This window comes from Stutzerimonas decontaminans (genome assembly GCF_000661915.1).
Classification (GTDB): Bacteria; Pseudomonadota; Gammaproteobacteria; order Pseudomonadales; family Pseudomonadaceae; genus Stutzerimonas; species Stutzerimonas decontaminans.
Map to the genome: position 1 here is coordinate 4,581,713 of NZ_CP007509.1, position 13,667 is coordinate 4,595,379.

Below are 13,667 nucleotides of genomic sequence, written 5' to 3' on the forward strand. Positions count from 1 at the left end.
GCTCATGACGCATGACGTTGTCGCGCCATTGACCAGCCTGATGCATCGCACGGCCTGTCACGACTTGTTACCCAAACCCTGCTACTGGCCGGGGTATAGTTGCGCGCGAGCGGCGCCAGTCGCCGACAACCAAGGATCGATAAGGAGTTACCGTGAAAGCATTGATGACAGGCGCCGTGGCCGCCGCCCTGCTGGCCAGCGCTGCCGTCCAAGCGCAGATGAAGCCGGAAGAGATGGTCGAAACCCGCCAGGCCGGCTACCAGTTCATGTCGTGGAACATGGGCAAGATCAAGGCCCAGGTAGTCGATGGCAAGGAGCCCTACGATCAGGCCAAGGTGGCCGCCGCCGCCAATGCCATCGCCGCCATCGCCAATTCCGGCATGGGCAGCCTGTACAGCCCGGACACCACGACCGAGCAGCTGGGCAAGGCGACTCGCCTGAAGCCTGAGTTCTTCCAGAACCTCGACGAAGCCGGGCAGATCGGTCGCAACTTCACCGTCGCCGCCAACCAGCTCGCCAAAGTCGCCGCAGAAGGCGATCAGGCCGCCATCAAGAAAGCCTTTGGCGACGTCGGCGGCAGCTGCAAGTCCTGCCACGACAAGTTCCGCGCCGACTGATCGCGCGCAGCCAGCCGACACCTGCCGTCGGCTGGCTTACCAGTCCAGGCTGGGCGCCACCGCCGCCGGCTCAGGCCGCAGCCATTCCCCCACCGCTTGCACACCCCAGACACAAGCCGCACCCAGCGCAATCGCCAGTACCGCCGCGAACAGCGAGCCACCGCGGGCATCCTGCTGGGTCGGGTGTTCGCGCTGCGTCTTTCCCGCGATCATCGCGCGCACCAGCGGACGACGCATCACCAGCGTGTAATAGATGATGGCTGCGATGTGCATGCCGATCAGCACCAGCAGCAGCCACTTCGCCTGCCGATGCAGGCCACTCAGCGCGCTGCCGGTTTCGCTGCTGACCAGTGCATAAAGCGGGCCCTGGAAGGCGATGTCATCCGTCGCCATCAAGCCACTGGTCACCTGAAAGCCCACCAGCAGTAGCATCGCCAGCACCGAGAACGCGCCGAGTGGGTTGTGCCCGGCTTCGCGCCAGTTGCCCTGTAGATAGTCCTTCACGCCAACCGTGGCAGCGAAGATCCGCGCCCAGCGTGCGTAGGTCGAACCAACGAAGCCCCAGATCAGGCGGAACACCAGCAGGCCCAGCACCAGCAGGCCAAGTCGGCCATGCCACGGCATCAGGCTGCCGCCGATCCAGCCCGTGACGATGGCCGCGATAACCGCCCCGGCAAACAACCAGTGAAACAGCCGCAGTGGCGCGTCCCAGAGTTTGATATGGCCCGACATCCCCTTCCCCTCGCCATCCGAACAACCACGACCCCCGGCCGCGACACGCAAGGGTACCAGCCGGACCGGCCCCAGGCAGCTGCGAAAAAGCCGCACCTGGGCGCATCCGCCCGGCCGCACCAGCATGGACGCCCGTCAATGACATGCGTATGATTGCGCCCCGCAACGCATCCGTAGCTCAGCTGGATAGAGTACTGCCCTCCGAAGGCAGGGGTCGTGGGTTCGAATCCCGCCGGATGCGCCATATAGCTAGTCGTTTCGAGTCCCGCTCGAAGCGTTCCGACAAAGCCCGCTCACTGCGGGCTTTGTCGTTTCTACAGGTCCGTTGTCAGCGATCGCCAAATCGCCTGCCAGCTACGACCGGCCGGCGCAAGGCAAACCTGTCATGCGGCGTCACCGAGCCGCCTCAACCTGACCTCACGCTCGTTTTAGACGCATCCGTCGGGTGTTCTGTGAACCCGTTCACCGAGCCTGCACGAGAACTGAACTTCAATGCCTCGCTCAGGTCGCGCCATGCGCTCCCTGCCCCCACACACGACTTCAAGGAGGAAATCGCGTGCCCGTGCGCTATTACGCCCTCGTTTCGCTCATCGCCGCCGCGCTGCTCGCCGGTTGCACCGGCAACTACAAATTCGACGATGACCACTATCGCCCGCTGGGTGACCCGCAAGCCTTGAATCGCGGCAAGTAACCGCAAGGAGCGACACGACCATGGAACTGGTCTTCGATATGGTAGGCGCCCAGCAATTCGTGCCCGGGCTGCTGACCACCAAAACCTTCAAGCAGGCCGGCGGCGTGATCGGCCGGGCCGAAGGCTGCGATTGGGTGATCCCGGATCGCAAGCGCGTCCTCTCCGGGCGTCACGCGGTGATCAGCTACCGCGACGGCGGCTTCTTTCTCACCGATACCAGCAGCAATGGCATCCAGCTCAAGGACAGCGGCGCCAGTCTGGTCAAAGGCCAGCCGCAACGCATCGAACACGGCAGCGTCTACTGCCTGGGCGACTTCGAGATCCGCGCCCGACTGATCCAGGACCCGGCCTTGTTCGAAGGCGACATTGGCCGCCCGCAGCCGGCCGGCACCATCATCCCCGACGATGCCTTCCTCGACCTCGATCCGCTGGTCGCCATGGATCAGCAGGAGCGCATCTATGCCGAAGTCGACGACCTTGACCTGACGCTGGTGGCACCGCAACGCCAGGCCCAGCAGCGCGACTACGCACGCATCGACACCGAAAGCCTGCCGCTGCCGGAGCTGGTCATGCCGCCGGCGGCAACCGAACCCAAGCGCGAACCAGAGCCCGAATGCCTGCCAGCCGGCTTCTGGGAGCGTTTCGGCGACGCGCTGGGTGTCGATCTCAAGGATCTGGACGAGGACCAGCGCCAAGCACTGGCACTGAATGCCGCCCGCCTGCTCAAGCAAAGCATCGGCGGTCTGCAGCAGAGCCTGCGCACCCGTAGCGAGCTGAAGAACGAGCTGCGCCTGGCGCTGACCACCGTGCAGAGCGCCGGCAACAACCCACTCAAGCACAGCGCCGATGCGGGCGAGGCGCTGAGCGCCCTGCTGCGCGCTAGCAAGCCCGGCCAACTGCCGGCCGAACAGGCCATCGGTCGCGCCTTCCGCGATCTGCAGGCGCATCAGGTAGCACTGCTGGCGGCCAGCCGCGCCGCCGTTCACGCCATGTTCGAACAGCTGGCGCCGGAGCAACTGGCACTGCGTTTCGAACGCGAAGGCCGCAAGCCGCTGATCGCCACCGCCGGCAGTCGCTGGCGCGCCTATCGCCGGTTGCATCACAGCCTCGGCCAGGATGCCGACTGGAGCGAACGCCTGTTCGCCCGCGACTTCGCGAAGACCTATGAGGAGCAGGTGCGCCTGATCGCCACGCTCGATTCAACCCATCAAGGATGATCCCATGCCTCGTCGCATCACCCTGGCCATGCTGGCCTCGCTGCTCGTACTGGGCGGCTGCTCGGCACTGTCGCCGTACTCCAAGCTGACCAAGCTGGACCTCGAGCTGCACGGCAGCGACCGTCTCAACCCCGACCTCAACGGACGGCCGTCGCCGATCGTGCTGCGCCTGCTGGAGCTCAAGCATCCGGTGGCGTTCGAAAACGGCGACTTCTTCGCCCTCTACCAGCGGCCCAAGGAAGCATTGGCGCCGGACCTGGTGACCTCCGAGGAACTGGAACTGCGCCCCGGCGAAAGCCGCGAGCTGAAGCTCTCGGTGCAGGACGGCAGCCGCTATGTCGGCGTACTGGCGGCCTACCGCGACCTACCGGAAGCCAGCTGGCGCTACGTCATCGCCGTGCCGCCGCAAGAACGCACCCGTGTCGCCCTGAGCCTGGACGAGCGCGGCATCGCGCTGTTCGACCCGCTCGCCGAAGAAGGAAAATAAGCATGAGCCTGCACAAGGTTGTCTGGCAGGAAGGCATGCTGCTGCGTCCGCAGCACTTCCAGCAGAGCGATCGCTACTACGATCACCAACTCAAGGCGCGTACCCAGAAGCTGGGCAGCTATGCCTGGGGGTTCTTCAACCTGGAGATCGACCGCCAGTTCCTCAACATGGGCAAGCTGGTACTCAGCCAGGCCAGCGGCATCCTCCCGGACGGTACCCTGTTCGAGCTGGGCAGCGAACGCGAGCCACTGGCCCTGGACATTCCGCCGAATACCGGCAGCACACCGGTCTATCTCGCACTGCCGCTGGTCACCGGCAACCACATCGAAACCCGCCGGCCCGAGCAGAAGGACGTGCTGGCGCGCTACACCGCCCATGAGCTGGAGGTCGCCGATTCCAATGCCGGCGACAGCAGCACCAGCCAGGTCAGCACCGGCCTGCCGGATTTCCGCCTGCTGCTGGGCGAGCAGCAGAGCGACCAGGCCTACGTGAAGCTGCAGCTGTGCGAGGTGCTGGACACCACGCCGGACGGGGTCATCAGCCTCGACCCCGAGTTCATCCCCACCTATGTCAACTTCCAGGCTTCCGGCTACCTGCTGTCCTGCCTGAAGGAAGTGATCAGCATGCTCGCCCACCGCGGCGATACCCTCGCCGAGCGCATCAGCGCCACCGGCAAGGTCGGTGGCGCGGAGGTCGGCGACTTCATGATGCTGCAGCTGATCAACCGTCACGAACCGGTGCTGCGCCACTACCTGGGCGTGGAGCAGGTGCATCCGGAGCAGATCTACCGCGACCTGCTTGGCCTGCTCGGCGAACTGGCGACCTTCTCCAGCGAGAGCAAGCGCCCACGCCTGGACGGTCGTTACCAACACAGCGACCAGGGCGCGAGCTTCCGCAAGCTGATGGACGCGATTCGCCAGGTGTTGTCGATGGTGCTCGAACAGCACGCCATCGAGCTGTTGCTGCAGCAGCGTCAGTACGGCATCCAGGTATCGCCGCTGCACGATCACAAGCTGCTCGGCACGGCGTCCTTCGTGCTCGCCGCCAGCGCCCAGTGCGATTCGGAAACCCTGCGTACGCGGCTGCCGGCGCACCTGAAGATCGGCCCCGTGGAGCGCATCCGCCAGCTGGTCAACCTGCATCTGCCGGGCATCCGCCTCAAGCCGCTACCGGTGGCGCCGCGGCAGATCCCCTTCCATGCCGGCAAGACCTATTTCGCCCTGGAGCTCAGCGCCGAGGACCAGGCGCAGCTGGAGCGCTCCGGCGGCTTTGCCTTCCATGTGTCCGGTGACTTCACCGGGCTCGAACTGAAATTCTGGGCGGTCAGGGACTGAGCGACATGATCAAGGAAATGGATTACGGACAGGACGACCGCACGGTCATCGTCAATCGAGCGGGAGAGGCGCCGGCACAGAGCCCGCTGACCGACTTCGACACCCCGCCGCGCTTCGAGCAGCTGGAGGAGCGGATGATCTACGCCGCGCGCCTGCGCCCGGCGGAAACCTTCAACATCAGCCTCAATCCGCTGGTGGCTGCCGCCTCGCCGCTGCTGTCGGAAGTGGTGCGCTTCAAGCACAGCCTCGAAAGCGAAGACCTGCAGGCCCTGCATGGCCAGTTGAGCAGCGCGATCAAGCTGTTCGAGCATCGCGCGCTGCATGACGGCGCCGAAAGCAGCCAGGTGATGGCAGCGCGCTACGTGCTCTGCACCACTCTCGATGAGGCCGTGGTGACCACGCCCTGGGGCAACGAAAGCGAGTGGTCGCAGATGAGCCTGCTGTCGAGCTTCCACAACGAGACCTTCGGCGGCGAGAAGTTCTTCCAGCTGCTCGAGCGGCTGTCGCGCAACCCGGTCAAGCACCTGCCGATGCTCGAACTGATGTACCTGTGCCTGTCCCTCGGTTTCGAGGGCAAGTACCGCGTGCTGCCGCGCGGCATGCTCGAACTGGAAGCAGTGCGCGATAGCCTCTACCGGCAGATCCGGCAGATGCGTGGCGACATACCGCGCGAGCTGTCGCCGCACTGGGAGGGCCTGAAGGATACCCGTCGGCGCCTGGTGCGCATCGTGCCCTGGTGGATGGTCGCGCTGTTCACCCTGATGTGCCTCGGGGTGATCTACGGCGGTTTCGCCTGGGTGCTGGGCGAACAACGCGAGAGCGTGCTGCAACCCTATCGCTCGCTGGACATGGATGCCGGCGGTTCCACCTTTTCAGGGATGAAATGAGATGAAGACGTTCTTCGGCAAACTCGGCGCCGTGCTGCGCCGAACCTGGGTCTGGAGCCTGCTGCTGGTCCTGCTGCTTGCGGTTCTGGTGTGGTTCGTCGGGCCGCTGCTGGCGGTGAATGACCACCGTTTCTGGGAGTCATCCAGCAGCCGTCTGCTGAGTATCAGCGTGCTGTTTCTCGGCTGGGGCCTGGCCATGGTCTTCGCCAGCTGGCGCGCCAGCGCACGCAAGAAGCGCGACGCCGAGGACCAGGACGTTCAGGAGCAGCTGCGCCGCGACGGTCTGATCGGCGAGGAGCAACAGGAACTGCGCCATCGCTTCAAGCAGGCGCTGCGCACCCTGAAAACCTCCAGCCTCTACCGCGGGCGCAGCGAAAAATGGCGCAGCGAGCTGCCCTGGTACCTGCTGATCGGCCCGCAGGGCAGCGGTAAGACCAGCTTGCTGGACTTCTCCGGCCTGGATTTCCCGCTCAACCGCAGCGAACAGCAGCGCCTGACCAAGGACGTTTCCGGTACCCGCTACGCCGACTGGTACTTCGCCGATCATGCCGTGCTAATCGACACCGCCGGCCGCTATCTGACGCAGTCCGACGCCGTCGTCGACGGTAGCGCCTGGGACACCCTGCTCGGCTTGCTGCGCAAGCGCCGTGCCCGACCGCTCAACGGCGTGCTGGTCAACCTGCCGGTGGATCAGCTGCTAGGCGGCAATGAACTGGAGTTGGAAAACCTTGCCCGTCAGGCCCGCCAGCGCCTGCATGAAATCCACCAGCGCCTGGGCGTCGATGCACCCGTCTATCTGGTGCTGAGCAAGGCCGATCGGATTCTCGGTTTCGACGAGTTCTTCGATCAGCTGTCCCGCGAGGAAAGCGATCAGGTGCTCGGTGCAAGCTTCCGTAAGGAGCAGAATGGCAGCGATGCGCAGGTGGTGCGCGAGGAGTTCGAGGAACTCCTGCGCCGGCTGAACAGCCAGGTGATCATGCGCATGCACCAGGAACGTGACACCCAGCGCCGCGGCCGCATCCTCGACTTTCCCCATCAGCTGGGGCAGATCGGCGAGCGCCTGAGCCTGTTCATCGAACTCGCGTTTGCAGGCAACCGCTACCAGCGTGCCAGCCAGTTGCGTGGCTTCTACCTGACCAGCGCGCCGCAACTGCGCGAAGGTCTCGACCCGCTCACTGCCGGCATCGGCCGCCAGCTTGGCCTGGCCAGCAGCGCACTGCCGACCTTCCGCAGCGGTCGTGCACGCTTCATCAATCAACTACTCAGCCGGGTGATCTTCCCCGAAGCCGAACTGGCGGGCCTCGACCAGCGCGAGGTCCGCCGCATCGACTGGGGCCAGCGCGCGCTTTATGCAGGCGCCTTCGGTTGCCTGGTGCTGTTCGGCGGCGCCTGGGCACTGAGCTTTTCCAGCAACCACGAGCGCCTCGAACAACTGCGCGGCATCGCCCAGACGCTGGGCGGCGAACGCAAGACCATCGAGGCGGAAGACGAAGCACTGCGTACCCTCAAGGTGCTGGATGGCAGCTACGCGGCAACTCAGGTCTATCCGCCCAGGGACGATGTATCCTGGCTACGCCGTGGTGGCCTGTATCAGGGCGAGGCGGTCGACCCGACATTGCACGACGCCTACCGCCGCGATCTGGAAACGCTGCTGCTGCCACGTGTCGGTCGGCAGCTGGAAGCGCAGATTCGCGCCAACCTGAACGACCGCGAACAGCTGCTCGGCAGCCTGCGCGCGTACCTCATGTTGAACCTTGCCGAGCGCCGTGATGCGGCCTTCCTCAAGGACTGGCTGGCCGCCGACTGGTCGCTGCGTCATGGCGGCAACGCGGTTGCCCAGCAAGGCCTGAACACCCATTTTGCCCGCCTGCTGGAGAAGTCGTTCGCGCCCTATCAGCTGAACGACAACCTGGTGGCCAAGGCCCGCGCCCAGCTACGCAGCGAATCGCTGGCGGCAGTGGTGTACCGCATGCTGCGCGATCAGGCACGCAACCTTCCAGACTATCGACTGAACACGCAGCTCGGCCCGCAAGCGTCACTGTTAGTCGGCGGCGACTATGCGATTCCCGGCTTCTACACCCAGCGCGGCTATCAGAAGCTGTTCGTCGCCCAAGGCGCCGAGCTGGTAAGCGAAATCCTGCGCGACAACTGGGTGCTGGGCGAAGGTGACAGCCTCAGTGCCAAGGACCTGGGCCGCCTGCTGGTGGAAATGGAGCAGCTGTACTTCCGTGACTACGCCACGCACTGGAGCGAAGCAATCGCCCAGCTGAACGTCCTCCCGGCCGGCAGTGCGGCGCAGGGTGCCGCGCAGCTCGCCGGACTCACCGCTGCCAACTCGCCGCTGCTGCAACTACTGCTGGCGGTGCGCGAAAACACCCGCTTCGCTGGTCTCGCGGACGCGCCTGTGGAGGCCGGCGAACTGGCCGTTGCTGCCCAGAACGCTGGTGGCAAGCTTGGCAAGGCGGCCAAGCTGGCCACCGCCGCGGCGGAGCAGGCACAAGCTGCTCTGCTGAAGAACGTACCGGACACCGCACGCAAGACCCTCGAACGCCGCTTCGCGCCGCTGCACCAGCTGCTCGACGAAAACGGCGCGGCTGGCCCGGAGCTGACGGCAAGCCTGCAGGCACTTGATGCTCTGCAATTGCAACTGGCCTCGCTGGCCCACGCCAGCGCACCGGAACAGGCCGCATTCGAGATGGCCAAGGCGCGCATGGGCGGTCAGCGCGACGCCATCAACCAGCTGCGCAGCAGTGCTGCTCGTCTGCCGCAACCGGTCGGCAAGTGGCTTGGTCTGCTGGCAGAGGACAGCTGGTCGCTGGTGCTCAGCGACGCCTATCACTACCTCAACCAGCGCTATCGCAACGAGCTCTACGCCAGCTACCGCGGTTCGCTGCGCGAGCGTTACCCATTCAGCGCCCACAGCGCCAGCGACGTCGCCCTCGCCGACTTCCGCGAGTTCTTCAAGGCCCAGGGCCTGGCGGACAGCTTCTTCGAGCGCTACCTCAAGCCCTTCGTCAGCGGCAGCGCCGGCCAGTACCGGTTACGCCGCGTCGACGGTCGCGGCCTGCCGTTGTCCGAGCAGTTCCTCGCGCAGATGAGCCGCGCGCAGACCATTCGCCGCAGCTTCTTCGCCGAGAACCCCAACGAGCCGCTGATCCTGTTCAAACTCGAGCCCTATTCGCTGGATTCAAGCCTGGGTCGTGCCGACTTCCGCTTCGGCAACCAGCAGATGGAATACCGCCACGGGCCGATCGTGCAGACCGCGTTCCGCTGGCCGGCCGAAGCCGACGACGGACGCACCAGCCTGGTGGTCGAAGAACTCGGCGGCCGTCGCGTGGGTATCGAGAAGAACACCGGGCCCTGGTCGCTGTTCCGCCTGATCGACCTGATGCAGGTCGACTACCACAGCGGCCGCGACGTGTTGATGCTCAAGGCCGATCTCGGCGGCCTGCGCGCCAACTACCTGCTGCATGCGCAGCGCTCGCCGAATCCGTTCGACCTCGCGCTGCTGCGCGGCTTCAAGCTGCCGGCGACGCTGTGATGAACGCAACGGCATGCAGCTGGCGCAGCGCAGCGCGCACCGACACCGGCAAGGTGCGGGCGCGCAACGAGGATGCCTTCCTCGACCTGCCGCAGGCCGGGCTATGGGCCGTGGCCGACGGCATGGGCGGACACCAGAACGGCGCTCTGGCCAGTCGCCTGATCATTGAGCAGCTGGCCGATCTATCCACTACGGGCGATCTGCCAGAGCGGCTGCTGGCGTTGCGGCGCTGCCTGCATGAGCTGAATCGCCGGCTCAGCCAGGAACTGACGGTCACCGCCGAACGCCCCGATCCGGTGATCGGCAGCACCGTGGTCGCCCTGCTCATGGAAGGTGACCGCGCCGCGTGCATCTGGGCCGGCGACAGCCGCTGCTACCTGTGGCGCAGCGGCCGTCTCTATCAGCTGTCACGCGACCACTCGCTGTTGCAGCAACTGATCGACGAGCAGCAGCTCAGCCCCGAGCTAGCCGCCAAACACCCAGCCGCCCATGCGTTGACCCGCGCCATCGGCGCCAGCGAGAAGCTGGAGCTGGATATCCTCGAATTCGCCGTATTCCCGGGCGACACGCTGCTGCTGTGCAGCGATGGGCTCTACCAGAGCATGTCCGCCGACGCGCTCGGCGCCGCACTCAGTCTGCCGTCCACGCAGCTGGCGCTGGAACGGCTGTTTCGCCAGGCACTGAAGGGCCCGGCGCGAGACAATCTCAGCGCCGTGGTGATCCGCCGATGAATGCCCAGCCCGCCTGCGATCTCACCTATTTTGCGCTCGCGTCCACCGCGGCCACGCCGGTGCCGGTGGAACCGAAGACGCCTGTCGGCGAACTGCCGGACGTGCTCGGTGGCCGCTACCGGATCGAACGCCTGCTCGGCGTCGGCGGCATGGGTGCGGTCTATCGCGCCCGTGACCTGTTGCGTGAACAGTTCGGCGATCCGGAACCCTACGTAGCGCTGAAGACGCTCAGTGAGGATTTCGCCGAATACCCCGATGCCAGCGCGCTGCTCTACAGCGAGTACGCACTGACCACACGCCTCAGCCATCGGCATGTGGTGCGCCTGTACAACTTCGAGATCGACCCAAACAGCCAGCGCGCCTTCATCACCCTGGAGCTGCTCAAGGGGCCAACCCTCGACCAGCTGCTCTGCGAACGCCTGCAGGGCATGCCTTGGAGCGAACTGCAGGGCATCGCGTTACCACTGCTGGAAGCGCTGACCTACTCCCATAGCCTGGGCGTACTGCATGGCGACCTGAAACCGAGCAACGTGATGCTCGCCGATGACGGCCTGCGCCTGTTCGACTATGGCCTCGGCCAACCGCTGGAAGGCCTGCTGCCCGGTTTACCGCGCCTGTGCCGCACGCGCTTCGCCGCCTGGACGCCGCGTTATGCAGCCCTGGAACTGCTCGACGGCGGCGAGCTGACCGCGGCGGCGGATGTGTACGCCCTGGCCTGCGTGCTCTATGAACTGGCCAGCGGCAGCCACCCTTATCGCAGGCTCAGCGCCCGCCAGGCTAAGGCCATGGAGCTGGATCGCGCGCTGCAACGGCCGCCGCAGCTGCCCGCGCACTGCTGGCCGGCGCTGCGTCTGGCGCTGGCATTCGACGAAGCGCAGCGCAGCATCGATGCGGCGGGCCTGTTGCACGCCTTCAGCCGCCCCGCACCGAGCCGTTGGCAGCGCTGGTTCGGCCACTCCCACGGATGACATCAGGACAAGGACAGCCCAATGTTCAACGCGGCCAATGAAACCCACTTCAGCCTGACCCTCGAAGGCGTCGATCACGACTTTAAGGTGCTCGAATTCCGGGGCCGCGAGGCCATCAGCCAGCCCTATCGTTTCGACCTGGAACTGGTCAGCGAGCGCCCCGACCTTGATCTGCAGGCACTGCTGCATAAGCCCGCCTTTCTCACCGTCGACCCCGCCGGCATGGGCATCCACGGCTTGGTCCACCGTATCGCCCAGGGTGAATCGGGCAAGCGCCTGACCCGCTATCGGCTCACGCTGGTGCCGCAGCTGGCCTACCTCGCCCATCGCACTAACCAGCGCATCTTCCAGCACCTGAGCGTGCCACAGATCGTCGCCCAGGTGCTCGAGGAACACGGCATCCAGGCCGATGCCTACCGCTTCGGGCTTGGCCCGGTGATCTACCCAGAGCGCGATTACTGCGCGCAGTACGACGAATCTGACCTGCACTTCATCCAACGCCTGTGTGAGGAAGAAGGTATCCATTACCACTTCGAGCACAGCACCAGAGGCCACGTGCTGGTCTTCGGCGACGACCAGACCAGCTTCGCCCGACTCGGCCAGCCGACCGCCTATCTGCAGGACAACGGCATGACGGCTGACGAGCCGGTGATCAAGCGCTTCGCCGTGCGCGTCGCGACTCGCACCAGTCGGGTAAGCCGCCGTGATTACGACTTCGAACAACCCAGGCTGCTGATGGAGGCAGCCCACCGCGGCGAGCCGGCGGCGAACGCCATGCCGCAACCCGATCTGGAGGACTACGACTACCCCGGCCGCTTTACCGAGCGCGCCCGCGGCAAACACCTCTCGCAACGCGCGCTGGAGCGCCACCGCCACGACTACCGCCTGGCCGAGGGCAACAGTGACCAGCCGCGGCTGGTCAGTGGCCATCTGCTGGAAATCTCCGACCACCCGCGCCGCGAATGGAACGACCTGTGGCTGCTTACCGAAGTGCTGCACGAGGGCAAGCAGCCGCAGGTGCTGGAAGAGTCGGTCACCAGCCATGTCGGTACCGGTGTCGGTTTCACTCAGGGCTACCGCAACCACTTCACCGCTACGCCCTGGGATATCCCTTTCCGCCCGGCAATAAACCATCCGAAACCGAAAATCCTCGGCAGCCAGACCGCCGTGGTCACCGGCCCGGCGGGCGAAGAAATCCACTGCGACCAGTACGGTCGCGTGCGCGTTCAATTCCACTGGGATCGCGAAGGCCAGGCCGACGACAAGACCAGCTGCTGGCTGCGCGTCTCCTCCAGCTGGGCCGGTGACCGCTACGGCGGCATCGCCATCCCACGGGTCGGCATGGAGGTACTGGTGACCTTTCTCGAAGGCGATCCCGATCAACCGCTGGTGACCGGCTGCCTGTACCACAAGGAACACCAGGTCCCCTACGACCTGCCGGCGAACAAGACCCGCACGGTGTTCAAGACCCTGAGCAGCCCCGGCGGTGGCGGCTACAACGAACTGCGCATCGAAGACCGCAAGGGCGCCGAGCAGATCTACCTCCACGCCCAGCGCGACTGGGACGAGAACATCGAGCACGACCAGAAGATCCGCGTCGGCCACGAACGTCACGACACCGTGAAGGCCAACAGCTACAGCGAGTTCAAGGCCGAAGAACACCTGATCGTTGCCGGCGATCGCAAGGTCGAAGTCAAACCCGACGACCACCTCACTGTCGGCCAGACCCAGCACATCAAGCTCGGCACTGCCCATCTGACCAAGGCCGGCCGTGAGATCCACCTCAAGGCCGGGCAAAAGATGGTCATCGAAGCCGGCGTCGAACTGACCCTCAAGGCCGGAGGAAGCTTCATCAAGCTCGACCCGGGCGGCATCACCGTCTCCGGCCCGCTGGCGCGGATCAACGCCGGCGGCGCACCGGGCAAGGGCTCAGGGATCAAGATCAAGCCACCGGTGCTGCCGGGAGCGGCGGATAGCGACAAGGCGGGGCGCTTGTTGAAGCAGGTACAGGGCGGCCTGTCCAAATCGGCCGCTGTGGTAGCGCGCGGGTACCGATTCAATATTCGTCTTCAGGATGTACCAGGCGACGAAGGATTTCCCTTGGCACATACCCCATGGGGCATTGAGTTAGGTGAGGATGACAACGTGCTGCTGCAGGGAGAGACCGATGCCGATGGCCGCGTGCTGCTGGATGATACTCAGCAAAAGCAGCTAGCGAAGGCCTACGCTCAGGCACCAGGGAGTCTCTGGCTCAGCTATCCCGGTCAACGGATAGCCCTGCGGGTTCATCTGGAGCGACAGGGTTGGGACAGTGAGCGCTATGCCCTGGGCGCGATGGATTTCAGCAATTGCCTCAGTCGCAATACCACAGGGAATGCGCTGCTGGAAAAAGAACGCAGCCAGCAGGATAGCCAGTGCAGCAGCGACCTCTACACCCACCTGCAATCCAAGGAATGATTGGC

The 13,667-nt window shown here is 65.2% G+C and carries 11 protein-coding genes and 1 tRNA gene; 11 read left to right on the forward strand and 1 reads right to left on the reverse strand.

The window, feature by feature from the left end; translation table 11 throughout:
* The first annotated feature begins 164 nt into the window (after positions 1 to 164).
* Positions 165 to 617: a c-type cytochrome gene (locus UIB01_RS21135; RefSeq protein ID WP_038664945.1), complete on the forward strand. Its 453-nt coding sequence runs from the start codon at positions 165 to 167 to the stop codon at positions 615 to 617.
* Positions 618 to 653: 36 nt separating this feature from the next.
* Here UIB01_RS21135 and UIB01_RS21140 read toward each other — a convergent pair whose 3' ends face one another.
* Positions 654 to 1,349, reverse strand: coding sequence for a cytochrome b/b6 domain-containing protein (locus UIB01_RS21140; RefSeq protein ID WP_038664948.1), 696 nt, complete (start codon positions 1,347 to 1,349; stop codon positions 654 to 656).
* A gap of 167 nt (positions 1,350 to 1,516) precedes the next feature.
* On the opposite strand from UIB01_RS21140, the gene UIB01_RS21145 reads away from it, so the two are divergent.
* From UIB01_RS21145 to UIB01_RS21190, 10 genes are all read left to right on the forward strand, one after another.
* Positions 1,517 to 1,593: transfer RNA gene (locus UIB01_RS21145), tRNA-Arg, on the forward strand.
* 345 nt (positions 1,594 to 1,938) lie between these two features.
* Positions 1,939 to 2,040, forward strand: a complete 102-nt coding sequence (locus tag UIB01_RS21150) for a type VI secretion protein (RefSeq protein WP_373278835.1) — start codon at positions 1,939 to 1,941, stop codon at positions 2,038 to 2,040.
* 20 nt (positions 2,041 to 2,060) lie between these two features.
* The gene (tagH, locus tag UIB01_RS21155; protein WP_038664951.1) at positions 2,061 to 3,257 is read left to right on the forward strand and encodes a type VI secretion system-associated FHA domain protein TagH; all 1,197 of its coding nucleotides are present in this window, start codon (positions 2,061 to 2,063) and stop codon (positions 3,255 to 3,257) included.
* Positions 3,258 to 3,261: 4 nt separating this feature from the next.
* Positions 3,262 to 3,744 carry a type VI secretion system lipoprotein TssJ gene (gene tssJ / locus UIB01_RS21160; RefSeq protein WP_038664954.1) on the forward strand — a complete coding sequence of 161 codons (483 nt, stop codon included), beginning with the start codon at positions 3,262 to 3,264 and terminating at the stop codon, positions 3,742 to 3,744.
* A 2-nt stretch (positions 3,745 to 3,746) separates the two neighbouring features.
* On the forward strand, positions 3,747 to 5,078 hold the full coding sequence (gene tssK / locus UIB01_RS21165; protein WP_015278868.1) for a type VI secretion system baseplate subunit TssK: 1,332 nt from the start codon (positions 3,747 to 3,749) through the stop codon (positions 5,076 to 5,078).
* A 5-nt stretch (positions 5,079 to 5,083) separates the two neighbouring features.
* Positions 5,084 to 5,965, forward strand: a complete 882-nt coding sequence (gene icmH / locus UIB01_RS21170) for a type IVB secretion system protein IcmH/DotU (RefSeq protein WP_038664956.1) — start codon at positions 5,084 to 5,086, stop codon at positions 5,963 to 5,965.
* A gap of 1 nt (position 5,966) precedes the next feature.
* A complete protein-coding gene (gene tssM / locus UIB01_RS21175) occupies positions 5,967 to 9,506 on the forward strand; it encodes a type VI secretion system membrane subunit TssM (RefSeq protein ID WP_038664959.1) in 3,540 nt (1,179 codons plus the stop codon).
* Positions 9,506 to 10,237 carry a PP2C family protein-serine/threonine phosphatase gene (locus UIB01_RS21180; RefSeq protein WP_038664961.1) on the forward strand — a complete coding sequence of 244 codons (732 nt, stop codon included), beginning with the start codon at positions 9,506 to 9,508 and terminating at the stop codon, positions 10,235 to 10,237. Before tssM ends, UIB01_RS21180 begins: the two co-directional genes overlap by 1 nt.
* Positions 10,234 to 11,205: a serine/threonine-protein kinase gene (locus UIB01_RS21185; RefSeq protein WP_038664964.1), complete on the forward strand. Its 972-nt coding sequence runs from the start codon at positions 10,234 to 10,236 to the stop codon at positions 11,203 to 11,205. The genes UIB01_RS21180 and UIB01_RS21185 overlap by 4 nt, the downstream gene beginning before the upstream one ends.
* A gap of 21 nt (positions 11,206 to 11,226) precedes the next feature.
* A complete protein-coding gene (locus UIB01_RS21190; protein WP_038664967.1) occupies positions 11,227 to 13,662 on the forward strand; it encodes a type VI secretion system Vgr family protein in 2,436 nt (811 codons plus the stop codon).
* The last annotated feature ends 5 nt before the right edge of the window (positions 13,663 to 13,667 follow it).